28 protein-coding genes, 2 tRNA genes and 1 riboswitch are annotated in these 22,712 nt (G+C 68.5%); of the genes, 18 read left to right on the top strand and 12 right to left on the bottom strand.

The features are described 5' to 3' along the window. The first annotated feature begins 7 nt into the window (after positions 1–7). A complete protein-coding gene (locus tag ACO073_RS16845) occupies positions 8–1,003 on the top strand; it encodes a sterol desaturase family protein (RefSeq protein WP_421998835.1) in 996 nt (331 codons plus the stop codon). Here ACO073_RS16845 and ACO073_RS16840 read toward each other — a convergent pair. Beyond that, positions 957–1,886: a sugar kinase gene (locus ACO073_RS16840; RefSeq protein ID WP_421998834.1), complete on the bottom strand. Its 930-nt coding sequence runs from the start codon at positions 1,884–1,886 to the stop codon at positions 957–959. The two genes, ACO073_RS16845 and ACO073_RS16840, sit on opposite strands and share 47 nt — an antisense overlap. A 124-nt stretch (positions 1,887–2,010) precedes the next feature. Between ACO073_RS16840 and ACO073_RS16835 the strand changes: the two genes are divergently transcribed. Further along, entirely contained in the window at positions 2,011–3,816 is a 1,806-nt protein-coding gene (locus ACO073_RS16835) for an IlvD/Edd family dehydratase (protein ID WP_421998833.1), read from the top strand. A 19-nt stretch (positions 3,817–3,835) separates the two neighbouring features. On the opposite strand, the gene ACO073_RS16830 is transcribed toward ACO073_RS16835, so the two are convergent. Further along, positions 3,836–4,447 carry a hypothetical protein gene (locus ACO073_RS16830; protein WP_421998832.1) on the bottom strand — a complete coding sequence of 204 codons (612 nt, stop codon included), beginning with the start codon at positions 4,445–4,447 and terminating at the stop codon, positions 3,836–3,838. A 404-nt stretch (positions 4,448–4,851) separates the two neighbouring features. Beyond that, positions 4,852–5,730, bottom strand: coding sequence for an SDR family oxidoreductase (locus ACO073_RS16825; RefSeq protein ID WP_421998831.1), 879 nt, complete (start codon positions 5,728–5,730; stop codon positions 4,852–4,854). Between the two features lie 121 nt (positions 5,731–5,851). On the opposite strand from ACO073_RS16825, the gene ACO073_RS16820 reads away from it, so the two are divergent. After that, on the top strand, positions 5,852–6,370 hold the full coding sequence (locus ACO073_RS16820; RefSeq protein ID WP_421998830.1) for a cold-shock protein: 519 nt from the start codon (positions 5,852–5,854) through the stop codon (positions 6,368–6,370). A 21-nt stretch (positions 6,371–6,391) separates the two neighbouring features. On the opposite strand, the gene ACO073_RS16815 is transcribed toward ACO073_RS16820, so the two are convergent. The 3 genes from ACO073_RS16815 to ACO073_RS16805 form a co-directional block, all read right to left on the bottom strand. After that, entirely contained in the window at positions 6,392–7,333 is a 942-nt protein-coding gene (locus ACO073_RS16815; RefSeq protein ID WP_421998829.1) for an ABC transporter substrate-binding protein, read from the bottom strand. A gap of 3 nt (positions 7,334–7,336) precedes the next feature. Continuing rightward, entirely contained in the window at positions 7,337–8,071 is a 735-nt protein-coding gene (locus ACO073_RS16810; protein ID WP_421998828.1) for an ABC transporter permease, read from the bottom strand. Next, positions 8,068–8,781 (bottom strand): ABC transporter ATP-binding protein, encoded by a 714-nt coding sequence (locus ACO073_RS16805; RefSeq protein ID WP_421998827.1) that lies wholly within the window; start codon positions 8,779–8,781, stop codon positions 8,068–8,070. Before ACO073_RS16805 ends, ACO073_RS16810 begins: the two co-directional genes overlap by 4 nt. Next, a riboswitch (TPP riboswitch) is annotated at positions 8,777–8,880 on the bottom strand. Its footprint overlaps the gene before it by 5 nt. Positions 8,881–8,959: 79 nt before the next feature. Between ACO073_RS16805 and ACO073_RS16800 the strand changes: the two genes are divergently transcribed. Further along, a complete protein-coding gene (locus tag ACO073_RS16800) occupies positions 8,960–9,448 on the top strand; it encodes a DUF192 domain-containing protein (protein WP_421998826.1) in 489 nt (162 codons plus the stop codon). Between the two features lie 21 nt (positions 9,449–9,469). Here ACO073_RS16800 and ACO073_RS16795 read toward each other — a convergent pair whose 3' ends face one another. Both ACO073_RS16795 and ACO073_RS16790 read right to left on the bottom strand, forming a co-directional pair. After that, entirely contained in the window at positions 9,470–10,129 is a 660-nt protein-coding gene (locus tag ACO073_RS16795; protein ID WP_421998825.1) for an O-methyltransferase, read from the bottom strand. A 106-nt stretch (positions 10,130–10,235) separates the two neighbouring features. Next, positions 10,236–10,643 (bottom strand): DUF2237 family protein, encoded by a 408-nt coding sequence (locus ACO073_RS16790; protein ID WP_421998824.1) that lies wholly within the window; start codon positions 10,641–10,643, stop codon positions 10,236–10,238. A gap of 81 nt (positions 10,644–10,724) precedes the next feature. Here ACO073_RS16790 and ACO073_RS16785 point away from each other — a divergent pair. Both ACO073_RS16785 and ACO073_RS16780 read left to right on the top strand, forming a co-directional pair. After that, positions 10,725–10,801: transfer RNA gene (locus ACO073_RS16785), tRNA-Pro, on the top strand. A 36-nt stretch (positions 10,802–10,837) separates the two neighbouring features. Next, entirely contained in the window at positions 10,838–11,140 is a 303-nt protein-coding gene (locus ACO073_RS16780) for an ETC complex I subunit (protein WP_421998823.1), read from the top strand. Between the two features lie 28 nt (positions 11,141–11,168). Here ACO073_RS16780 and ACO073_RS16775 read toward each other — a convergent pair whose 3' ends face one another. Then, complete coding sequence (locus ACO073_RS16775; protein ID WP_421998822.1) at positions 11,169–11,423, bottom strand: hypothetical protein; 255 nt, start codon at positions 11,421–11,423, stop codon at positions 11,169–11,171. 85 nt (positions 11,424–11,508) lie between these two features. Between ACO073_RS16775 and ACO073_RS16770 the strand changes: the two genes are divergently transcribed. The 7 genes from ACO073_RS16770 (at position 11,509) to ACO073_RS16740 (ending at position 17,433) form a co-directional block, all read left to right on the top strand. Further along, positions 11,509–11,585 (top strand) — tRNA-Arg (locus tag ACO073_RS16770). Between the two features lie 163 nt (positions 11,586–11,748). Beyond that, on the top strand, positions 11,749–14,043 hold the full coding sequence (locus ACO073_RS16765; RefSeq protein ID WP_421998821.1) for a TonB-dependent receptor: 2,295 nt from the start codon (positions 11,749–11,751) through the stop codon (positions 14,041–14,043). Positions 14,044–14,062: 19 nt separating this feature from the next. Further along, complete coding sequence (locus ACO073_RS16760; protein WP_421998820.1) at positions 14,063–14,746, top strand: Fe2+-dependent dioxygenase; 684 nt, start codon at positions 14,063–14,065, stop codon at positions 14,744–14,746. Then, positions 14,746–15,426: a PepSY-associated TM helix domain-containing protein gene (locus ACO073_RS16755; protein ID WP_421998819.1), complete on the top strand. Its 681-nt coding sequence runs from the start codon at positions 14,746–14,748 to the stop codon at positions 15,424–15,426. Before ACO073_RS16760 ends, ACO073_RS16755 begins: the two co-directional genes overlap by 1 nt. Positions 15,427–15,433: 7 nt before the next feature. Beyond that, positions 15,434–16,249 (top strand): energy transducer TonB, encoded by an 816-nt coding sequence (locus tag ACO073_RS16750; protein WP_421998818.1) that lies wholly within the window; start codon positions 15,434–15,436, stop codon positions 16,247–16,249. An 11-nt stretch (positions 16,250–16,260) separates the two neighbouring features. Further along, positions 16,261–16,998, top strand: a complete 738-nt coding sequence (locus ACO073_RS16745) for a MotA/TolQ/ExbB proton channel family protein (protein ID WP_421998817.1) — start codon at positions 16,261–16,263, stop codon at positions 16,996–16,998. A gap of 18 nt (positions 16,999–17,016) precedes the next feature. After that, positions 17,017–17,433 carry an ExbD/TolR family protein gene (locus ACO073_RS16740; RefSeq protein ID WP_421998816.1) on the top strand — a complete coding sequence of 139 codons (417 nt, stop codon included), beginning with the start codon at positions 17,017–17,019 and terminating at the stop codon, positions 17,431–17,433. A gap of 13 nt (positions 17,434–17,446) precedes the next feature. On the opposite strand, the gene ACO073_RS16735 is transcribed toward ACO073_RS16740, so the two are convergent. Further along, positions 17,447–18,073 carry a LysE family translocator gene (locus ACO073_RS16735; protein WP_421998815.1) on the bottom strand — a complete coding sequence of 209 codons (627 nt, stop codon included), beginning with the start codon at positions 18,071–18,073 and terminating at the stop codon, positions 17,447–17,449. 184 nt (positions 18,074–18,257) lie between these two features. On the opposite strand from ACO073_RS16735, the gene ACO073_RS16730 reads away from it, so the two are divergent. Next, positions 18,258–18,878 (top strand): TetR/AcrR family transcriptional regulator, encoded by a 621-nt coding sequence (locus ACO073_RS16730; protein WP_421998814.1) that lies wholly within the window; start codon positions 18,258–18,260, stop codon positions 18,876–18,878. A 7-nt stretch (positions 18,879–18,885) separates the two neighbouring features. Here ACO073_RS16730 and ACO073_RS16725 read toward each other — a convergent pair whose 3' ends face one another. Next, positions 18,886–19,443 carry a GNAT family N-acetyltransferase gene (locus tag ACO073_RS16725; protein WP_421998813.1) on the bottom strand — a complete coding sequence of 186 codons (558 nt, stop codon included), beginning with the start codon at positions 19,441–19,443 and terminating at the stop codon, positions 18,886–18,888. 44 nt (positions 19,444–19,487) lie between these two features. Here ACO073_RS16725 and ACO073_RS16720 point away from each other — a divergent pair, with 44 nt between their 5' ends. Then, complete coding sequence (locus ACO073_RS16720) at positions 19,488–20,117, top strand: HAD-IA family hydrolase (protein WP_421998812.1); 630 nt, start codon at positions 19,488–19,490, stop codon at positions 20,115–20,117. Here ACO073_RS16720 and ACO073_RS16715 read toward each other — a convergent pair. Further along, positions 20,089–20,793, bottom strand: coding sequence for a hypothetical protein (locus ACO073_RS16715; RefSeq protein WP_421998811.1), 705 nt, complete (start codon positions 20,791–20,793; stop codon positions 20,089–20,091). The two genes, ACO073_RS16720 and ACO073_RS16715, sit on opposite strands and share 29 nt — an antisense overlap. Before the next feature lie 102 nt (positions 20,794–20,895). On the opposite strand from ACO073_RS16715, the gene ACO073_RS16710 reads away from it, so the two are divergent. The 3 genes from ACO073_RS16710 to ACO073_RS16700 are packed head-to-tail and all read left to right on the top strand — an operon-like array spanning position 20,896 to position 22,701. Continuing rightward, positions 20,896–21,492, top strand: coding sequence for a TetR/AcrR family transcriptional regulator (locus ACO073_RS16710; RefSeq protein ID WP_421998810.1), 597 nt, complete (start codon positions 20,896–20,898; stop codon positions 21,490–21,492). Beyond that, on the top strand, positions 21,486–21,815 hold the full coding sequence (locus ACO073_RS16705; RefSeq protein WP_421998809.1) for a DHCW motif cupin fold protein: 330 nt from the start codon (positions 21,486–21,488) through the stop codon (positions 21,813–21,815). Before ACO073_RS16710 ends, ACO073_RS16705 begins: the two co-directional genes overlap by 7 nt. Before the next feature lies 1 nt (position 21,816). Continuing rightward, the gene (locus ACO073_RS16700; RefSeq protein WP_421998808.1) at positions 21,817–22,701 is read left to right on the top strand and encodes an NAD(P)-dependent oxidoreductase; all 885 of its coding nucleotides are present in this window, start codon (positions 21,817–21,819) and stop codon (positions 22,699–22,701) included. Positions 22,702–22,712 lie beyond the last annotated feature (11 nt).

Raw genomic sequence — 22,712 nt, 5'->3', positions numbered from 1 at the left:
GCGCGCGATGCGCGAACTCATCGATCTCTGGGTCGGCGCCCAGAGCTGGATCTTCGAAACCTTCGTCAGTCCGGTCCTGTTCGGCCTCGGGCTGATGTCCTGGTACGAGGCGGGCTACGGCGCCGTCGAGTTCGTCATGCTGGGCGTCGTCCAGGTGGCGATCATCGCGCTGGGCATGCGGTTCTTCGAGCGGCGCTGGCCGCTGGAGCGGGAGGGGGACGACCGGCTGATCGTGGTCGACCGCGTCTACACGCTGCTGAACAAGCTCGGCATCATCCCGCTCGCCATCTTCGTCCTGACGCTGCCGCTCACCAACCAGATCGAGCACGCGATGCGCGCCTGGGGCCTGATCCCGCCGCGGATCGAGCAACTCGTGCCGTGGCTCGAGAACAATGTGCTGGCGTCGTTCCTCGTCTACTTTGCGCTCTACGACCTGGCCTCCTACTGGGTCCATCGCGCCCAGCACGCCTTTTCCTGGTGGTGGGCGCTGCACAGCCTGCACCACAGCCAGCGCCGAATGACGGTGTGGTCGGACGATCGCAATCACGTCATCGACGACCTGCTTGTCACCCTGGCCCTGGTGCTGTTCTCCCAGCTGGTCGGCGTGCAGCCGGGCGAGTACGTCACGATCCTGATGATCGGCCGCCTGATCGAGAGCTGGAGCCATGCCAATGTCGACATGGGCTTCGGATGGCTGGGCGGGCGGCTGATCGTCGGCCCGCGCTTCCATCGGCTGCATCACGCGCTCGCCAGCCCCGAAGAGCGCCACATCCACGACCACAATTTCGCGCCGGTCCTGCCGGTCTGGGACATCCTGTTCGGCACCGCGATCTTCGACCGCAAGTATCGTCCCACCGGGGTCGACGATGCCGTTGTCGACGCCGACAATGGCCGCGGCTGGATCGCCCAGCAGGTGACCGTGTTCGGCCGCTTCCTGCGAGCGCTGGTGCCCGGCCTCAGCCGCTCGCCAATGCCGCCCGCACTGCGTCCGCCCGCGGAATAGGCGTCACCGCGCCGTAGCCCTGGGTCGACAGGGCAGCCGCCACGTTGGCGTAGCGCGCCGCCGTCTCGAGATCGTCGCCGGCGATGAGGCGGGCGAGGAAGGCTCCGTCGAACGTGTCGCCGGCGCCCGTGGCATCGACCGCCTGCACAGCGTGGCCGGGCAGTCGGAAGCGCCGGTCCGGGCTCGCGAGCAGGCATCCGTCGGCCGCCATCTTCAGCACGACCAGTGGCGCGCCCAGGCTGAGATAGCGGTCGGCGATGGCGTCGGGCCGATCGAGCCCCGTGAGCTGCCGCGAATCGTCGAGGCTCGGCAGGAGGATGTCGCACAGCGCGACGGTGGCGTCGATGCAGGCCCGGGCGGTGTCGAGCTCCCACAGGCGGAGCCGCAGGTTGGTGTCGTAGGAGACCTTCACGCCGGCGCTGCGCGCCGCGGCAACGGCCGCCGCGCAGGTCTCCCGGGCGCTGCTGCTGATCGCCTGGCCGATGGCCGAGAGATGGAGGTAGCGCGCGGCCGCCACGTAGTCGGCCGGCAGGTCTTCCGGCGTCATGAGCGAGGCCGCGGAGTTCTTGCGCAGATAGTCGAACTTGTGGCCGGCTGGCCCGTGGGTGACGAAGCTCACGCCGGTCGGTGCGGTGGGATGGCGGCGCACCCGCGAGGCATCGACTCCCTCCGACCGCCAGAGGTCGAGGAAGGCATCGCCCATCCAGTCCTCGCCGAGGCTGGTGACGTAGCCGGCCGAGGCGCCCTGGCGGGCGGCGGCGATGGCGACATTCTGGGAATCGCCGCCGAACCCCTGCAGCCAGGTCCGGCCGTCGCCTTCCCTGGGGCGGTTGAACTCGATCAGCGGCTCGCCGATGGAGACGAGGTCGGGGGCGGTGGGCATGCGCTTCGAGGTTTCCCATGGTCCCTCGGCATGCTCAACCGCCATGTCGGCGGCCTGCAAGAAGAGGTGGCGATGGAGGGCTCCGCGGCGCTAGCCTGCGGCCGAAAATGCGGAGGATCCGAGGATGGCCGACAAGAAGGGCGCCAACGGCAAGGACGGGGAGCGCCGGCTGCGCAGCCGGGAGTGGTTCGATTCCAAGACCGATCCGACGATGACCGCGCTCTATCTCGAGCGCTACATGAACTTCGGCCTGACGCTGGCCGAGCTGCGCAGCGGCAAGCCGATCATCGGCATCGCCCAGACCGGTTCGGACCTCTCGCCGTGCAACCGACACCATCTCGACCTTGCCTGGCGCATCCGCGACGGCATCCGCGACGCCGGCGGCATCCCGATCGAGTTTCCCGTCCATCCCATCCAGGAATCGGGCAAGCGGCCGACCGCCGCGCTCGACCGCAACCTCGCCTATCTCAGCCTGGTCGAGAGCCTGTACGGCTACTTCTTCGACGGCGTGGTGCTGACCACCGGGTGCGACAAGACCACGCCGGCCATGATCATGGGCGCCGCCACGGTCGACATCCCGGCCATCGTGCTCTCGGGCGGACCCATGCTCGACGGCCATTTCGCGGGCGGCCTGTCCGGCTCGGGCACGATCGTCTGGTATGCCCGCCAGGAGCTGGCTGCCGGCCGCATCGACATGGAGCAGTTCATCGAGATGGTGGCATCGAGCGCGCCGAGCGTCGGTCACTGCAACACGATGGGCACGGCGCTCTCGATGAACAGCATGGCCGAGGCGCTCGGCATGTCGCTCACCGGCTGCGCCGCCATTCCGGGTCCCTACAAGCAGCGCGGGCAGATGGCCTACGAAACCGGCCGTCGCATCGTCGACATGGTGTGGGAGGACCTGCGCCCGTCGAAGATCCTGACGCGCGAGGCCTTCGAGAACGCGATCCTGGCGGCGAGCGCGCTCGGCGCCTCGACCAACTGTCCGCCGCACGTCAACGCTATCGCCCGCCATGCCGGCGTCGAGCTCGAGAACGCCGACTGGGACCGGATCGGCTACGACATCCCCCTGCTGGTCAACTGCATGCCGGCCGGCAAGTATCTCGGCGAGGCGTTCTATCGCGCAGGCGGCGTGCCGACGGTGATGGCGGAGCTGGCGCGGCATGGCAAGCTGCGCGGCAACGCGCTCACCGTGACCGGCAGGACGATGGCTGAGAACCTCGCGGGCGCCACCGCACCCGACGGCGAGGTCATCAAGAGCTACGACAGGCCGATGCTGGAGCAGGCGGGCTTCGCCGTCCTGAGCGGCAACCTGTTCGACTCGGCGATCATGAAGACGTCGGTGATCTCGCCGGAGTTCCGCGCCAAGTACCTGGAGCGCAAGGGCGACCCCGACGCCTTCGAGGGCACGGCGATCGTGTTCGACGGGCCGGAGGACTATCACCACCGCATCAACGACCCGGCCTTGCCGATCGATGAGAACAGCATCCTGTTCATCCGCAACACCGGGCCGGTCGGCTACCCCGGCGCGGCGGAGGTCGTGAACATGCTGCCGCCCGACCGGCTGGTGAAGGGCGGCGTGCTGCTGCTGCCCTGCATCGGCGACGGCCGCCAGAGCGGCACGTCGGCCAGTCCCTCGATCCTGAACGCCTCGCCCGAGGCCGCCGTCGGCGGCGGGCTGGCGCTGCTGCAGACCGGCGACAGGGTCCGCATCGACATCGCGAGGCGGCGTGCCGACATCCAGATCCCGGAAGCCGAGCTGGCGCGGCGCAAGGCGGCGTGGAAGCCGAACGTGAAGGAGAGCCAGACGCCGTGGCAGGAGCTGCAGCGGAAGTTCATCGGCCAGCTGTCGAGCGGCGCCTGCCTCGACTTCGCGGTGAACTACCAGCGCATCTCGGAGACCAAGGGCGTGCCGCGCCACTCGCACTGAGCGCGGACGCCGCCGCTCGTCAGCGGAACAGCCGCTGCTCGACGGTGACGGGAAGGTCTGCCCGGTTGATCAGGATGATCGCCCACGGCGACGTCGGGTGGCCGATCGGTCGCGTCGGCGCGGTGGGCGCGAGATTCGCGGTCGCGCCCGGCGCCGCAAAGCCCGCGGCCGGGCCGCCGAAGCCGCCGCCGGGGGAGCTTGCGACCGGCCGGGGAGGCGGCGGGCTCGCGCGCTGCGCCATCATGATCTCGGGCGGCATGCGCTCCTCGAACACGACGACGATGCGATCGCGCCGGCGGCTGGCCGAGAGGACGTTGACCGAGTAGCCCTCGCTGGAGCGCCGGCCGAGGAAGATGCCGACGGCGTTCATGCGACCGGGTTCGAAGAGGTCGGGTGCCGGTGCGCCGACCCGGCCCCACAGGCTGCGCCACTCGGCCATGGTGCCGGCAACGACCTGCTCGGGTTGTCGCGTCAGGGCAGCCACGCCGTTCCAGTGTCGGACATCGATCGTCTGGGCGTGCGCGGCAGCCGGGAGAAGGGCCGCCCCTGCCACCGCGATGCCGAACGACAGGAAGCGCCGGCGTGGTGCGGACCGAAGTGTGTGGGGGGCTGCCTTGGTGCCTGCAAGCACGACGGAATCTCTGGACCCGGGCTGACGAAAAGGAATGGTCGTAATGACCATCACACTTTGGCTCAATTGAGGCCGGGGCAGGCAGCGTTGGAGGGCGTGCGGCATCAATCCCATGTCGATGTGGCTTTCGTGCAACAGATTCGCGTACGGCACGAGGGTTTCGGTTGGACAAGCCGGGGGCGCGGGGCACGCCCGACCGCGATGCCGCAGCGCACACTCGCCATTCGGGAGGACGGGACCGGATGGCTCCCGGGGCGTGCATCATCGGCCCGTCCGGTCTGAAGCATCGAGCGTTCGGTCGGAATCGGCCGAACGCTCGATGCCGAAGGCGGGGACTGCCCCGACTTGATGCGTTTCTGATAAATCGGGACCGCACATGCGGTCCCGATTTATCGCAAGCCGCTCTAGCTGCGCTTCGCCTTGTCGGCGGCATTGGTCGCCTGGATCTGATCGCGGATGCGACGCCAGTCGTCCTCCGTGTTGGAGAGCATGTGCGAGAAGGTGCCGTTGCCCATGATGCCCATGGCGCCGTCGATGGCGATGACCTCGCCGTTGATGTAAGCGACCTCGTCGCTCATGAGGAACGCCGCCATGTTGGCGAGCTCGCTTGGGCGGCCGACGCGGCCCATCGGGTTGCGCGTGTTGTAGCGGCTGTCGTCGCCTTCCTTCATGGGATTGAGCCGGGCCCACGCGCCTTCCGTGGGAAAGGGACCGGGGGCGATCGCATTGAGGCGGATGCCGTGGCGCGCCCACTCGACGGCGAGGCTCTGGGTCATCACGGCGACGCCCGCCTTGGACATCGCCGAAGGCACCACGAACGGGCTGCCGGTCCATACCCATGTCGTCAGGATGCTGAGCACGCTCGCCGGGCGCTTCTCCTCGATCCAGCGCTTGCCGCAGGCGTTCGTGACGTAGAACGTGCCGTGCAGCACGATGTTGGCGATGGCGTCGAAGGCGCGCGGGCTGAGGTCCTTGGTCTGGGCGATGAAGTTGCCGGCGGCATTGTTGACCAGGCCGTCGAGCGGGCCGGTCTCCCAGATGCGATCGATCATCTCCTCGACGGCTGCCGCCACACGGATGTCGACGGTGTGAGCGTCGACACGGCGGCCGGGATACCTGGCCATGACTTCACGGGCCGTCTCCTCGAGAACGCTGCCTCGCCGGCCGCAGATGGCGCAGTCGGCGCCCAGCGCGACGAACTTCTCCATCATGACGCGTCCCAGCCCGGTGCCGCCGCCCGTGACCAAGAAGCGTTTCCCCTTGAACAGATCGGCCTGGAACATCGATGCCTCCTTGGATTGCATTTAGAGAGCCGTCTATCGTGCCCCCAGCTCCACTCACAAGGACTGTTGCACCATTCGAAGAGGGTGCTAGGATTTTGAGATAACAACACGGGATCGTTGAATGACGACCCAACAGGGAGAGACGGGCGGGGACGTCGGTACAGTTGAGCTGCGTGGTAAGGTAAAGTGGTTCAACGCTGTCAAGGGCTATGGATTCCTTTCCCTCGACAGTGACAACAGCGACGCATTCCTGCATGTGACGACACTTCGCCAAGCTGGGCATGAGGATCTCAAGCCCGGTGCAACGGTTGTTTGCGCCGGCGTCAGGGGGCCTAAAGGCTGGCAGGTCATGAAGGTGTTGACCGTCGATTCGTCGACGGCGGTCGCGGTCGTGCCCAAGGCACCTCCGCCACCGGAAGGCATCGCCATGGGCGATTACATCGCCGTCCTGGTGAAGTGGTACAACAACGAGCGTGGCTACGGCTTCGTCACGCGCGAAGCGACGGAGGGCGACATCTTCGTCCACGCCGCTGTACTTCGCAGGCACGGGATGGACTCGCTGGCTCCTGGCCAGAAGGTCATGGTCCGCATTGCCGAGGGGCAGAAGGGGCTCCAGGTGGTCGACATCCGGGCGGGGTGATCCGCCCGGCGTCGTCGCCTGCTACTCGATCTGCCGCAGGTAGGTGTCGAGCGCCGGCGCGCGGCCGATGAGTCCGCGCTTGACCAGGAAGTCGCCGAAGACCTCGTAGCGATGCCGATCGAGTGCGGCCGGATCGTTGGCGAGGAGGGGCAGCGTGTCCCGCCATGCCATCTTGTTGAGCTCGTTGTCGAGGTCCTTGCCGGACCTGGCGAAGATCGTCCACGCCTCGTCGGGATGCGCGCGCAGCCAGGTCGTGGCCTCGGCGATGGCCGCCAGCAGCTTCTTGGTGCGGGGCACGTCGACCGTCTCGCGCTTGGTCACCAGGATCAGCTCGTCGTAGGTCGGCACGCCATTCTCCTCGACGGGCCACAGACGTCCCTTGGCCTTGGCGAGGGTGAGCTCGTTCAGCTCGAAATTGCGGAAGGCGCCGATGACGCCGTCGACCTGCCTGCTCATGAGCGCCGTCGTCAGGGCGAAGTTCACGTTGACCAGGGTCACGTCCTTCAGCGTGAGGCCGGCCTTCTCCAGGATGGCGCCGAGCAGCGCCTCCTCGAAGCCCGCGATCGAATAGCCGATCTTGCGGCCCTTGAAGTCGGCGATGGTCTTGATCGGCCCATCCTCGAGGGCGGCCACGGAGTTGAGCGGCTGCGCGACCAGGACCCCGACGCGCACCAGCGGCAGGCCCTCGGCCGCGAGCAGCTGCAGCGTCGGCTGGTAGGTCACCGCGTACTCCGCCTGGCCGGCGGCGACCAGCTTGGGCGGCGCATTGGGATCGGCCGGCGCGATCAGCTCGACGTCGAGCCCGTGCTTGGCGAACAGGCCTTGCTGCTTGGCGATCACCAGCGCGGCGTGATCGGGATTGACGAACCAGTCGAGCAGCAGACGGACCCTGTCCTGCGCGGCGGCGGGCAAGGCGACGGCCACGAACGCGAGGGCGGCGATCAGGCGGACGACGAGTTGCATGGGTCATTCTCCTTGCGGTTGCCAGGGAACCAGGGCGCGGGCCAGGCGGTCCGTCGCGTGGTAGAGCGCGAGGCCGAGCAGGCAGAGGACGACGAGGGCAGCGAAGGCGAGCGTCGTCTGGCCACGCGCCAGGGATAGCGTCATCAGGTAGCCGAGACCGGCGCTGGCGCCGACCCACTCGCCGATCACCGCGCCGATGGGCGCGATGGCGGCGGCGATCCGGGCGCCCGAGGCGAAGGCGGGAAGGGCCGCCGGGAGCCGGATCTGCAGCAGCAGGGCGGCCGGGGAGGCGTCCATGGTGCGGCCGAGATCGAGCCAGCCGCGATCGGTGCGGCGCAGCCCGTCGTAGAGGGTGCTCACGACGGGGAAGAAGATGACGAGGGCGGCCATCGCGACCTTCGACGCCATGCCGTAGCCCAGCCACAGGACCAGCAGCGGCGCGATGGCGATCACGGGAATGGCCTGCGATACGATCACGAGGGGCAGCGCCCAGCGTCGCCACACCGCCGAAGCGACAAAGGCGATGGCGAGCAGAGAGCCGAGCACGAGCCCCAGCACGAGACCGAGCGCCATCTCCGCCGCCGTCCACGCGGCCTGCTCGGCCAGCAGGTCCCAGCGCTCGACGAGAACCAGCAGCACGCGCGACGGCGGCGGCAGGATGTAGGGCGGCACGCCGCTCGCCCGCGCGAGAATCTCCCAGGCGAGGAGCAGCCCGATCGCGGTGATGAAGGGCCTCACGCCGGGAGCCCGCGCAGTTCGCCGACCAGCCGGGCATGCAGCGCGCCCACGGCTGCCTCCGTCACGTCGCGCGGCACCGGGCCCGGCGGGCGAAGCGGCGGGCCGGCGACGAAGGGCTGGCCGCTCAGCACGCGGATCTCGTGGCCGACGCGTAGCGCCTCCAGCGGATCGTGGGTGACGAGCACCGCGGTCCGGCCGGCCAGCATGCGCGCGGCGAGATCCTGCAGGTCTAGGCGGGTGACGGCGTCGAGATGGGCGAAGGGCTCGTCCATCAGGACGACCGACCGGTCCTCGCACAGGGTGCGGGCGAGGGCGGCGCGCTGGCGCATGCCGCCCGACAGGTCGCCGGGCCGATCGTGCAGGCGATCGCCGAGCCCGACGTCCCGCAGGAGGGCACGCGCGCGAGGCTCGGCGGCTTGCCGCCGGGCGCGGTCACCGCGCAGGCGGAAGCCCAGCAGGACGTTCTCGAGGACCGACAGCCAGGGCAGCAGAAGGTCCGACTGCGCCATGTAGGCGACCGGGGCCAGCCGCCGGGTGCCGGGCAGCAGCCCGGCCAGCCAAAGCAGCAGGGAGGTCTTGCCGACACCGCTGCGCCCGAGCAGGCAGGTCGTTTCGCCAGCGGGAAAATCGAGCGTGAGGTCGCGGGCGACCACGCGGTCGCCATAGGCGATGCAGGCATCGCGGACGAACAGGGGAGGAGCACTCGACAACAACCGTCACCAGTCCCTACGCCGGCATTAACCGGATCAGGTTGCCGGGGTCGTTCTTGCGAACCTCTCAGCCGTCCGTCGGCTCCCCCCGATGATCGCAATCACTATGAAAAGGCAGAGACTGTCACGCAAGCGTCTTGAGTTTGACGAAATGCGCGGGCAGCCATATGGCATGCCCATGACCGGCTCCCGTCGACGGCTTGGACGCCGCCTTTTCCTCGCGACGCCTCTCGCTCTGGCGGCCGCCCGCGGCGCCCTGGCGCAGCCCGCGCCGCCGATCGAGTTCCAGCGCTCCTCGCTGGTCGTCGACAGCGGCGGACGGCACATCAAGTTCGATGTCGAGCTGGCGCTGGACGAGGCGCAGCGCGCACGGGGGCTGATGTTCCGGGAGAAGCTCGGCCCCTATCAGGGCATGCTGTTCGATTTCCACCGCGAGGAGCCCGTGTCGTTCTGGATGAAGAACACGCTGATCCCGCTCGACATGGTCTTCATCGCCGCCGACGGCACGGTCAAGCACGTCCACGCCAACGCCGTGCCGCTCTCCACCGAGGCGATCCCGAGCCAGTACCCGGTGCGGGCGGTCCTCGAGATCAACGGCGGCAGCGCGCGGCTGCTCGGCATCAAGCCCGGCGACAAGATCCGGCATCCGATCTTCGGCAACGCCTGAGCGTCGCTTCCCGAGCCGCACTCAGCGCTTGCGGGCGCAGGTCATGCCGTCGCCGACGGCCAGCAGGGCGAGGTCGATGCGCCGGTCGGCGTGGAGCTTGGCGTTGAGGGCACGGATCGCCACCGTGTCGGCGTCGTTGTCGGCCGGGTCGGCGGCCGATCCGCCCCACAGCACGTTGTCGACCAGGATCAGCCCGCCGGGGCGGACGAGGCGCAGGCAGCGCTCGTAGTAGCCGTCGTAGTTCTCCTTGTCGGCGTCGATGAAGGCAAGATCGAGCTGCCCTTCGAGACCCCGGCCCAGCAGGGCGTCGAGCGTGCCGAGCGCCGGTCCGAGGGTGAGCTCGATGCGGTCGGCGAGGCCCGCCTCCTGCCAGTAGCGCCGCGCGACGGATGTCCATTCGTCGCTCACGTCGCAGCACCACAGCCTGCCGTCCGCCGGCAGGGCCTCCGCGAGGCAGAGCGACGAGTAGCCGGTGAAGGTGCCGACCTCGACGGCGCGACGCGCACCCACGAGGCGGACAAGAAGGGCGAGCTGCTGGCCCTGGTGGGCCGAGATCTGCATGCCGGCCCTCGGCATCGCCGCCGTCTCCTCGCGCAGGCGTCGCTTCAGGGGACTGTCGCGCAGCCAGATGGCGTCGACATGGTCGGCGAGGGCGCCGTCGATGCGGGGCCAGCTCTTCATGGATCACCTCGGAAGACGGATGGGACGGATGCCTCGCGGAGCCCTGGCCCCGGGATCATTGGCCCGTCGGGATCATTGGCCCGTCAGGATCATTGGCCCGTCAGGATCATTGGATCGTGACGGCGTGCTTCTTGAGGTCGTCGAGCGACACGACCTGCAGGGTCACGGCATGGGTCGCCTCGAGCACGACCTGCGGCGCGGCGCCGGCGTCGAGCGCCTCTTTCCAGCGGGCGGCGCAGAGGCACCAGCGGTCGCCCGGCTTCAGGCCGGCGAACCCGTACTGCGGCATCGGCGTGCTGAGATCGTTGCCCTGCGCCTTCGAGAAGGCGAGGAAGGCCGTGGTCATCACCGCACAGACGGTATGCAGGCCCAGATCCTCGCCGCCGGTGTTGCAGCAGCCGTCGCGGTAGAAGCCGGTCTTGGGATCGAGCGAGCAGGGGACGAGGGAGCCGCCGAGGACATTTATGGACGGCGCGCGGCCGGGGCGGCCCTGTTCGGGCGTCTGGTCGAACATGAACTCACTGTAGCACCGGGAATTTCCGCTTTCGAGGCGGCCGGCACGCTGGTAGAAACGCGCGATTCACGGTCCTTGGGGCGGGGCGTAGCGCAGTCTGGTAGCGCGTCTGCCTTGGGCGCAGAAGGTCGTCGGTTCGAATCCGGCCGCCCCGACCAGCCCTCGTTCCGTCGCCCGGGGAGACAGCGGAGCATATGAAGGTTCGGATCTACAAGCCGGCCAAGACGGCCATGCAATCGGGACAGGGCAACACCAGGGAATGGACCCTGGAGGCGGAACCCTCGCCGAAGGAACTCGACCCGCTGATGGGCTGGACGAGTTCGCGCGATACGATGCAGCAGATTCGGCTGCGTTTCGACACGCTCGACGAGGCCAAGGCCCATGCCGAGCGCAACGGCTGGCAGTACACGGTCGAGCAGCCGCATGCCCGGCACATCCGGCCCAAGGCCTACGCCGACAATTTTGCCTTCAACCGTATCGGTCGCTGGACGCACTGACGGCCGTACGGCGGCCGTCACGCGGGCCTCAGCGCTTGGCTTCGCGCGCCGTTGCCTCGTCGAAGGCCTGGACGATGCGGGGATCGAGGTCTGCCAGCTTCAGGTAGTGCAGCCGGGTGATCTCCCTCAGGTCCTTCCAGACCTCGGCGGGAACGTGGGTGCGGCCGCTGGTCCAGTCGGCGAGGGCGGCGGCGCGGGACTTCAGCGCGGCGGACATCGGCGCCCGCCAGGTCGAGCCCCAGACGGTCTGCCCGATCTGGGCGAGCAAGGCTTGGTCGGTCATGCGGCCCTCATAGCCTGCCGGATGGCCTCAGTCGATGTCGTCGGGCGTCGGCGGGGCGAGGTGGCTGTGGTACACAGGGATGCGGGCGCCCGTAGCTCAGTCGGATAGAGCAACCGCCTTCTAAGCGGTAGGTCGCTGGTTCGAATCCAGCCGGGCGCGCCATCTACGTGCCCCGCGCACGCCCCCTGCAGAACATAAATTCGACATATTGCGAAACGGATCGGCGATTTCCGTTTGCAAGTAAGTCGCAATTCCCTAAAAGGCCATGATAACGACTCGCATTCGCTCGAATGCGGCTCGTCGCGTCCATGGGGGAGAGTGAGTGATGAAGCGTCGGGTTCCGGTCTCAACCGCGCTGATTGGTCTGGTCGTCGCGTCCGGCGCGGGCGCCCAGCAGCCGCCCCCCCAGAATGCGACGACTCCCCCGGAGCCGGCGCCGCCGCCCGGCACCAATCCTGCGCCGGCCAGCGGCGCCCCCGCGACGATGCAGCCCGTGACCGTGACGGGGTCCCGCCCCAGCGAGGACTTCCAGGTGACGCGCGGCTCGCTGATGCGGCTGGGCGCCGAGAACCTGATGGACGTCCCCCAGACGGTGGTCGTGATCGACAAGGCCCTGATGCAGAGCCAGGGCGTCACCACGCTGGAGAACGCCGTCCGCAACGTGCCCGGCGTCACGATCGGCTCGGCCGAGGGCGGCACGATCGGCAACAACATCAATCTCAACGGCTTCTCGGCGCGCACCGACATCTACCTCGACGGCATGCGCGACCGCGGCCAGTACTATCGCGACGTCTTCGCCCTCGAGGCCGTCGAGGTGCTGATGGGCCCGTCGTCGATGCTGTTCGGGCGCGGCTCGACCGGCGGCGTCATCAACCAGGTGGTGAAGAAGCCCGGCCTGAAGCAGGCCACCGAGCTCAGCGTCCAGGCGACGACCAACGGGCTGGTACGCACCACGGCCGACGTCAACGTGCCCTTCGAGGAGACGAACGCGGCGCGCGTCAACGCCATGTTCCAGACCGGCAAGGCGTCGACCATCGACATGACGAACGTGTTCGACTTCGGCATGGCACCGTCGGTCAAGCTCGGCATCGGTACGCCGACCCAGATCACCCTGTCGGCGATCCTGCAGCATCGCAAGGACCAGGTGAACTACGGCGTGCCGCCCATCAACGGCTATCCGATCAACGTGCCGCGCAACACCGCTTACGGCTTCAGCGACGACTATACCGAGCAGGATTCGGTGGCGCTGAACAGCACGATCGACCACAAGGTCAACGACAGTCTGAGCTTCCGCAACCAGACCGAGTTCGTCTGGGTGAACACGCAGGTGCGGGAAACCTCGGGCGCTTTCGTCGGCACCTTGTCGCCGGCGGGGGCCTTCGTGCAGGCCTCGGCGGGGCCTGGCAACACGCCCTATACGGCGGCGCCGCTCAGCAGTCTCTACATCCGGCAGATCAGCCGCGACCGCAACATCAACGACTACACGCTCGAGAACCAGACCGAGATGCTGGCCAAGTTCGCGACCGGCCCGATCGGCCACGTGCTGCTGGGCGGCATCGACCTGAACTACGAGGCCTATACCAACAAGGCGGCGTCCCGCACCGGAACCTGCAACGGCTTCGCCCTTCCGGCCGGCTCGATCGGATGCACGCCCGCCGGCTTCACCGTCGGCGGCGGCACGCCGGGCAACGTCCCGTCCGTCCCGGGGAACTACGCCTCCTCGCAGGCCTGGGGCGCCGGCTTCTATGCCAACGACACGATCACGGCCATGCCGTGGCTGAAGTTCGTGGGCGGCGTGCGCTGGGACATCTACAAGGCGCAGATCGGCAACTCGGTCAACTCGGTGAACACGCCAGGCAACAGGACCGTGCCGTATTACTCGCAGACCGACACGTTCACGAGCGTGCGCGCCGGCGTCATCTTCGAGCCGACGAAGGAGCAGTCGTACTACTTCTCCTACAGTACCTCGTTCAATCCGTCGCTCGAGCAGCTCACCTCGACGACGGGCGACCAGCAGCTCCCGCCGGAATCCAACGAAGGGTTCGAGGTTGGCGCGAAGTACGACCTGCTGAACGGCAACCTGTCGCTGAACGGCGCGCTTTTCCAGATCACCAAGTACAACCAGCGCACCGCCAATCCGGACGGCACCTATACGCCGACCGGCACGGTGCGCGTGCAGGGCGCCCGCATCGGCGCCGTCGGCCGGATCACCCCGGAATGGCAGATCTACGGCGGCTACGCCTACCTGAACGGCCGCATCATCCAGGGCCTGACCTACATGAACGGCATCGGCAACACGACCGGCAACGTGCCGCTGAACGTGCCGCGGGATTCGGCGAACCTCTGGACGACCTACACGATCAAGGACACGTACGAGGTGGGCGGCGGCCTGTTCTATGTCGGCCAGCGCTACGCCAACAACCAGAACACCGTCCAGGTGCCCGCCTACACGCGGTTCGATCTGACGGCGGCCTACAAGCAGCCGACCTACGAGATCCGCGCCAACGTCTTCAACGTGTTCAACACGATGTACTACGACGCGCTCATGGCCTCGGACGGCGGTCGCGCCGTGCCGGGTTCGGGCACGACGGGGATGATCACGCTGACCTATCGCATGTGACGGAGGCCGCCGCCCGCCAATGTTGGTCTGCATCCCCCAGGTCCTGGACGCCGGGCAGCTCGTGAGCGTCCGCGCCCGCCTCGATCGCGCCAATGCGTGGGTCGACGGGCGCGTGACGGCGGGCTACCAGGGCGCGCCGGTCAAGTTCAACCACCAGATCGACGAACGATCCGAGGTCGCCGTCGAGTGCCAGCGCATCGTCGTCGGTGCGCTGGAGACGAATCCGCTGTTCATCAGCGCCGTGCTGCCGAACACGATCTATCCGCCGATGTTCAACCGCTACGGCGAGGGCATGAAATTCGGACCCCACGTCGACGGCAGCGTGCGCATCAACCCGCACACCGGCAGCAAGCTGCGCACGGACGTGTCGGCGACGCTCTTCCTCACCAACCCGTCGGAGTACGACGGGGGTGAACTCGAGATCGAGGACACGTACGGCCGCCACACCGTCAAGCTGAATGCCGGCGACATGGTGGTCTATCCGGCGACCAGCCTTCACCAGGTCACGCCGATCACGCGCGGCGTGCGGACGGCCTGCTTCTTCTGGGTCCAGAGCCTGATCCGAGACGAGACGCAACGGGCGGTGCTGCACCAGATGGACGACGCCATCCAGCGATTGAACCAGACCAATGCCGACGAAATCGCGCGACGATCGCTGATCGGCTGCTACCACAACATGGTCCGCATCTGGAGCGAGACCTGATGGCTGGAGCCGCCGCCACAGCCCGCGCCGCGACCCGGATCAATCACCGCCTGGCGTTCGTCCGCTGGGTCCGCCGCACCCACGGCTGGTTCGGCCTGTGGGGCGCCTTGCTCGGCCTGATGGCCGGGGTGAGCGGCATCTGGCTGAACCATCGCAGCATTCTCAAGATCGACCTGCCGGGGCAACGACAGGGCGTCGAGCGCCTGGCCGTGCCGGATCCGCGGCCCAAGACTCCTTCGGCCATGGCCGAATGGCTGCAGCAGGCGCTGAATCTCGACCGGCCGGCGACGAATACCCGGATCGAGCGGGCCCGGCCGGTGCCCTGGGGGGCGCGCGGCGCCGACGGCAAGCCCCTCATGCAGCCGGAGCGCTGGACAATCGTGCTGGGCGGTCCCAATAGGGTGGTCCAGGCTGAATACTGGGTCGGCAACGACGCCGCCAGCATCCGTACGATGCAGAATGGGTTCATTGCCACGCTTACCAACCTGCACAAGGGCACGACCATGCCGGTGCCCTGGATCCTGCTGGTCGACACGCTGGCGGGTGCGATGATTTTTCTCTCGATCAGCGGCACCATTCTGTGGTGGGAAACCCATCGCCGGCGCGGCCTCGGGATCGCAATCTTCGGCGTCTCGGTCGCCGCAACGGTCGCCCTGGCGCTGTGGCCGGTACAGTGGTGAGCGGCCGATGCCTGACGCGTTTTCCTTCCTGCCGAGACTGCCGTCGACCGGCGTCGCCGCCTACCGCGAGCCGCTGACTCCGACGGTCAAGCGGGCGCTCCTGGCGGCGGTGATCTTCTTCCATGTCGGCGGTGGCTGGGCGCTGACCCAGGTCGAGCCGGTGAAGCTGATCGTGGGCGACATCGCGCCCATGGAGGTGCGGATGGTCGCGGCCGAGCCGCCCGCCGCGCCGGAGATCGAAAATGCCGAGCCGCCGCCGCCGGTGGAGATCAAGCCGCCGGATCTGGCGGCGATCGTCGATCCGCCACCGCCCGACCTGCCGCCGCCCGAGTTTCCGATCGCCAAGCTCGACATCCCGCCGCCGCCCGACCTGCCGCCGCCGGAGATCAAGGTCGAGAAGCCACCTGAGCCGCCGAAGCCCCAGCCGAAGCCCAAGCCCCCGGCACCCAGGCCCGTGCAGAAGCGGCCACCGGTGCCGGTCGGTCCGGTCGAGACCCAGCAGCAGGCCGCGACGCCGGCGCCTTCGGCGCCCGCCACGCCCCGCACCGTGTCGGCATCGCAGCTCGGGTACCTGTCGGCTCCCAATCCGGTCTATCCCTCGCGCTCGCGCAAGGCGGGCGAGCAGGGGACGGTGATCGTGCGCGTGCTGGTCGACGTCACGGGACGCCCGGCGCAGGTCTCGCTTCATAAATCGTCCGGCCACCCGGCGCTGGACGAATCGGCGGTGAGCGCCGTGCGCGCCGCGCACTTCAGACCCTATGCCGAGGCCGGCCTGAAGCAGGCCGTCTGGGTCCTGGTGCCCATCAACTTCGTGCTGCGTTAGGAGATTTCATCATGGGCGACGCATCGTCCCTGGGGTTCGGGCATTTCATCGCGCAATCCGACATCGTCGCCAAGGTGCTGCTGGCGGTGCTCGCGATCATGTCGGCGATCTCCTGGTACCTGATCATCTCGAAGGGCATCGCCCAGGTCATCCGCCAGAGGCGCAGCCAGAAGTTCCTTGCCTTCTTCTGGAGCGCGACCTCGCTCGAGGCGGTGCAGAACGAGCTCGGCGTCCACGGCGTGCACGAGCCGTTCGGGCATCTGACGGCGCATTCCCTGCACGCTCAGGCTCACCACGCCCGGTTCGGCGCCGCCAAGCTCGAGGAGGCCGGCAGCGAGCAGGAGTTCCTCACGCGCACGATCAAGAAGGTGCTCGACGAGGAGACCACGTCGCTCGAGAACGGCCTCACCATGCTGGCCACGATCGGCGCCACCGCGCCGTTCGTCGGCCTGTTCGGCACCGTCTGGGGCGTCTACCACGCGCTGGTGGCGATCGGCCTGTCGGGCTCCGGCATGCTCGACAAGGTCGCCGGTCCGGTCGGCGAGGCGCTGATCATGACCGGCATCGGCCTCGCCGTCGCCCTGCCGGCGGTCATGGGCTACAATTGGCTGACCCGCTCCAACCGCGTGCTGACCGCCAAGCTCGATGCCTTCGCCTTCGAACTGCTGACCTTCCTGTCGATGGGCCGAGCCCTGCAGGCGGGCGGCCGCGGTCGCCCGGGCGGCGTCCCGCTGGCCGCCGTGACCTGACGAGAGGAGAACGCTCCCATGGCTTTCGGAAGCTTTGATCGCAAGTCGTCGTCGCAGCCCATGGCCGAGATCAACATGGTGCCGTTGATCGACGTCGCGCTGGTGTTGCTGGTCATTTTCATCGTGACCGCGCCGCTCCTCACCAATGTCGTCAAGCTCGACCTGCCCAAGGCGACCTCGACGGCCGACATCCAGAAGCCGGAGAAGGTCGAGTTCGCCATCGATGCGACCGGCGCGCTCTTCTGGAAGGGCGAGCGCATCACCCGCGAGGAAGCCGTCGAGCGCTTCGCCGCGGAAGGGGCGAAACGGCCCCAGCCCGAGGTCTACCTGCGGGCCGACCAGAACGTGCCGTACCGCTATGTCGCCGAGACGCTGGCGGACGCCTCCAAGGCGGGCCTGTCGAAGGTCGCGTTCGTGAGCGAGCCGGAGCGCTGATCCGGCACGTCCCTCAGCTCTTCGAGCCGGCGAAGGCCACCGTCGCCACGCCGGCCCCGACGAGAAGGCCGCCGCCGGTCCGGTTCACAATGGCGATCGAGCGAGGGTTGGCGACGAAGGCTCGCGCGCGGGAGGCGATCAGGGCGTAGCCGAAGGCATTGGCGAAGGCGAGGACCAGGAACGTCGCCTCGAAGACCGCCATCTGGGTGAGGAAGTCGGCCGCCGGATCGAGGAAGGCCGGCAGGAAGGCCACGAAGAACGTGATGCTCTTGGGGTTGAGCGCCGTGACCAGCCAGGCATGGCCGAGCATCCGGGCCGCCGAGGTCGCGTCCTGTCGCGGCGTGGCCTGGAGCGCACCGCCGGCGCGCCACAGCTTCACGCCGAGATAGACGAGATAGAGGGCGCCCACCCATTTGAGCACCGTGAAGAGGGTGGCGGAGGTCGCAAGCAGCGCGCCGAGGCCCAGCATCGACAGGGTCATGGCCGTGAAGTCGCCGAGGGCGACGCCCACCGCCATGGGCAGAGCGGTGCGCCAGCCCTGGCCCAGGGCGTAGGACACGACGAGGAGAACCGTCGGGCCCGGAATGAGAAGGAGCAGGGCGGACGCCGCCGTGAAGGCGGCCCAGGCTTCGAACGACATGGCAATCTCCTGACGCGGGGCGAGGACCGATCAAGCCATGCGGCGGTTGTCGTGTCAGCCCGGTTCTGCAGCGGACAAATCGAAATATCTTGTCAATGACAATATAGCGACCCCGCCAATCTTTCTGTCGTCAAGTCATGGGCTGATCGCTTGACACCCCAAGGGTCGCGTGAGCGGATGGCCCATGGCCAAGGCAAGGACGACGAAGCCATATCATCATGGCGAACTGCGGGAAGCACTGGTCGTTGCCGGCCGCAAGCTGTTGGAGGAACGGGGCGTTCGCGGCTTCACGCTGCGTGAATGCGCGCGGCGAGCCGACGTGTCGCATGCCGCCCCGGCCCATCACTTCGCCTCCATCGACGACCTGCTGGCCGAGATCGCCACGCGCGGCTACCAGGAACTCGCGGCGGCGATGACGGCCGAATCCCGCCGTTCGGCCGACAAGCCCGCCGCCCGGCTGGTGGGACAGGGCATCGGCTACATGGCCTTCGCCGCCGCCAACCCGGTCCTGTTCCAGCTCATGTTCAGCCGCGAGGCGAACCGCTTCGAGACTCCGGCGCTCGCCGAGGCGTCACGCTCGGCCTATCACCTGCAGCGCGAGGCGGTCGAGGCGGTGATCCCCCAGGCCAGCGGTGAGGTGAAGGAGCGCATGGTCGACTTCGCCTGGGCCTCCGTGCATGGGTTCATCACTCTCGTGCTGGAGGGCCAGCTCGGCGAGAAGGATTCCTCTCGGGCCCTGAAGGCGCGCGGCCTCGCCGTGCTGTCGGCCCTGGTAGAGACGGTGGTGCTGGCCGGCAACCGCTGAGGTCTGCTCAGGCCAGCGGAATCCGGAACAGCAGCCCTTCCTGGTCGCCGTAGGCCGGGTCCTTGCGGAAGCGCGCCACCAGATGCCCGCCATTGGCGGTGATGACCTTCTGCGACGGCAGATTGTCGGGATCGGTCGTGAGCTCGACATAGGCGAGCCCTTCCCGCCGTGCGTCCGGCAGGAGCAGCGCCAGCGCCTGGGTCGCGTAGCCCCGGCCGCGCTTCCAGGGCACGACCGCGTAGCCGATATGGCCGAGACAGTGCGGCGGCAGCGCTTCCGTGCCGGGCTGCCAGCGGAAGTTGATCGAGCCGCAGAATGCGCCGTCCCATATCCATCGTCGGAAGCCCGGCAGTCGCGGCACCTGGAACCCGTCCGGCAGGGTGATGGGACCGCCCCTGGCCTCACGGTCGTCGAGGCGGGCGACGAAGGCGGCGGGATCGGCCGCGATCAGCGCCAGCTCCTCGCGCGCCGCTGCTTCGAGACGGACATTGTCGGGCGACCAGCCCCGGCTCAGGGCATCGGCGTAGGCGTCGAGATGCGCCAGGGTGGGAACGACAAGCTGCAACGGGAGGTCCTAGCCACGGGCCGCGTGCTGTAGCATGGCGGGCCATGAATGCCACTCTCGCGCACGCCCCTGTGCTCGTCCTCGACATCGACGGCGTGGTGTCGCTGGCCCAGCCGGGATCGCCAGCTCCCTGGTACGCCACCCTGGAGGCCGACTGGGGCTTCGGCCACGAGGAGATGGCGCGCGACTTCTTCCGCCGCGACTTCACGGAGGTGCTGCGCGGCCGGCTCGATCTCTACGTCGCCCTGCACGCCTGGCTGGAGACCAAGGGCATGGCCGACCGGGTGGAGGAGCTGGTCGCCTACTGGTTCGAGAAGGACGCGGTCATCGACCGCGATGTGCTGGCCCAGGCCGATGCCTGGCGCCGGCGGACGGGCGGCCGCTGCTTCACCGCCTCCAACCAGGAGCATCACCGGATCGAGTACCTGCGCGACCAGGCCGGTCTCGGACCGCACTTCGACGAGATCATCTATTCGGCGGCACTCGGCGTCTGCAAGCCCGACCGCGTGTTCTTCACGAATGCCCAGGCCCGCATGGGCGTGGCGGCCGCGCAGTCGATCCTGTTCGTCGACGACACCGCCGCCAACGTCGATGCCGCGCGCGCCTGCGGCTGGCGCGCCATGCTCTATCGCGGTCCCGAGAGCCTCAGCCGTGCCCTCGCGGGCTGGGGCTGAGGGTCGGCACGGCCTGCCGCAGCTTCGCGAAGACGATGGCGTGCAGGATCATCCAGAGCGGCACCAGCACGGTCGGCACGAAGGACCAGGGCAGGTGCTGCATCGCCTCCGAGCCGGGGCCGGGAAAGACCTGCAGGCGAGAGCCATCCGCCGACATCACGCCGAGGCCGATCGCCGCCACGAGGTCGAGCATCCCGAAGGCGTTCCACAGGTGCAGGGCGGTGGCATGACGGGCCGGGTCGCGGGCCCATCCCAGCAGCGGGATGGCGACCAGCCCCGTGATGATGTCGCCCCAGGCCGCAGACTGCGGGAAAGGGCCCGAGAGCCGGCCCTCGGCCTCGAGTAGCAGGAAGAGAACGGCGAAGGCGCGGCCGACATTGAGGCCGACCAGCAGGGTTAGCGGCAGGCCGAGCATCGCCCGCCGCGCGGGAGCGAACCTGGCCGCCGCTGCTGCGGCGAGCAGGGGCGCGACCACGAACAGGCCAATGAGGGGAAACGGCCGGGCAGTCGCGGCCCAGCCGGCAGGGCTGCCGGCAGCCGCAACCCCGACCCAGAGGCCGAGCGCGCCGGCCAGCCAGAGCCGTGCCGGACGCGGCAGGTCGAGGAAGACGAGCAGCGCGCCGACGACGAAGACGATCAGGGCGATGGTGGCGAAGGTGCCCAGGAAGTCGAGCATGAGGTCCTCCGGAACGGTTTGACGGAGGGTCGGCCGCGGCAAAAGATGTTCAACATCATCTTTTGGATGCGCCCATGGAGGGGTGCAGCCGATGGAGGATCGATGCCCTATACGCCCCAACACAAGCAGCGGACACGCGAGCGCATCCTCGACAGCGCACGGCGCCTGTTCAACAGCCGCGGCTTCGCCGACGTGTCGATCGCCGAGGTGATGGACGATGCCGGGCTGACCCATGGCGGCTTCTACCGCCACTTCCGCGACAAGGACGAGCTCTACGCCGCGGCCGTGCGCCGCTTCCTGTGCGCTGAAGCACCGAAGCCCTGGCGCGGGTCTCGGCGGCCCACCGGAAAGGGGCCCGCCGGAAAGGGGCGCGCCGCGCGCCTCGTCGACGCCTACTTCTCGCGCGACCATTTCGACGACCGGGAGACCTGCTGCCCGCTGATCGCGCTTCCTTCCGACGTCGCGCGCCAGGGCAGGGCCGTGCGCGACGCCTACCAGGACGTCCTCGAGAAGCTGCTCGATCTGCTGCGCGACGATCTCGCCGGTCCGCAGGCGCGCGAGCGTGCGCTGTCGGTGGTCGCGCTCTGCGTCGGCGGCATGGTCGCGGCCCGCAGCGTCTCCGACCCGGCGCTGGCGCACGACCTCCGCCGCGCGGCCTACCGGCAGGCGCGATCTGTGCTAAAAGCCCAGCCATGCTGATGTTCGACATTCCGTTCGGAACGACCGACTGGGGCGACGTGGAGCGCACGGAGCACCCCGGCGAAACCGGCAAGGCCTATTGGCGCACCCGCACCTTCAACAATATCCGCGTGCGCATGGTCGAGTACACGCCGGGCTATCTCGCCGACCACTGGTGCCAGAAGGGCCATGTGCTGCTGGTGCTGGACGGCGAGTTGCACACCGAGCTGGCCGACGGTCGCACGGTCGTCCTGAAGCCGGGACAAAGCTACCAGGTGGCCGACGGCACGCTGGCCCATCGTTCGCGCACCGAGGGCGGCGCCAAACTCTTCATCGTGGACTGACATGACGGACAAGATCGGATTCATCGGCGTCGGCACCATGGGAGAGCCGATGTGCCGCAATCTCGCACGCAAGTGCGGGCTCGAGGTTCTGGCGGCCGACCGGGACGAGGCGCCCCTGAAGCGGCTCGCCGCCGACGGCGTGCGCACGGCCTCGATCGACGAGATCGCCGACGAGTGCCGCACCATCATGCTGTCGCTGCCGGGCGGCCGCGAGGTCGAGGCGGTGTGCCTCGGCGAGGGCGGCCTGGTGTCGAAGGCTCGGCTTGGCTGGACGGTGATCGACCTCAGCACGGCGCCGGTCAGCCTGGCACGACGCCTCTACGCGGAATTCGAGGGCATGGCCTCGGCCTTCGCCGACGCGCCGGTGGCGCGGACCCGCCAGGCGGCGATCGACGGCACGCTGTCGATCATGGTCGGCGGCACCCGCGACTGTTTCGATCGCATCGAGCCGCTGCTGCGCCACATGGCGAGCGAGGTCACGCATTGCGGCGACGCCGGCAGTGGCCAGGCCGTGAAGATCCTGAACAACATGATCCTGTTCCAGACCGGCGTGGCGCTGGCCGAAGCTCTCAGCATCGCGCGCGCCCACGGCGTCGACGGAAAGATCCTGTTCGAGACCCTCACCAAGGGCTCGGCCGATTCCTTCGCGCTGCGCAATCACGGCATGAAGGCGATGCTGCCCGGAGTCTTCCCGGAGCGCGCCTTCTCGACCGAGTACGCGATGAAGGACCTGTCCTATGCCATCCAGATGGCCGAGGAGGTCGGCGTGCCGGCGCTGGGTGCCGACGTCGTGCACGAGCTGATGGAGCGGGCGGTCGAGCTGGGGCACGGCAAGGAATACTGGCCGGTGCTGGTGAAGGCGATCGAGGACGCGGCGAAGAAGTAGGGACGGGGGAC

Origin of the sequence: Reyranella sp. (genome assembly GCF_965229815.1) — a bacterium.
Classification (GTDB): Bacteria; Pseudomonadota; Alphaproteobacteria; order Reyranellales; family Reyranellaceae; genus Reyranella.
The sequence above is the reverse complement of the archived record's forward strand: the minus strand, read 5'-3'. Positions and strand labels throughout refer to the sequence as shown.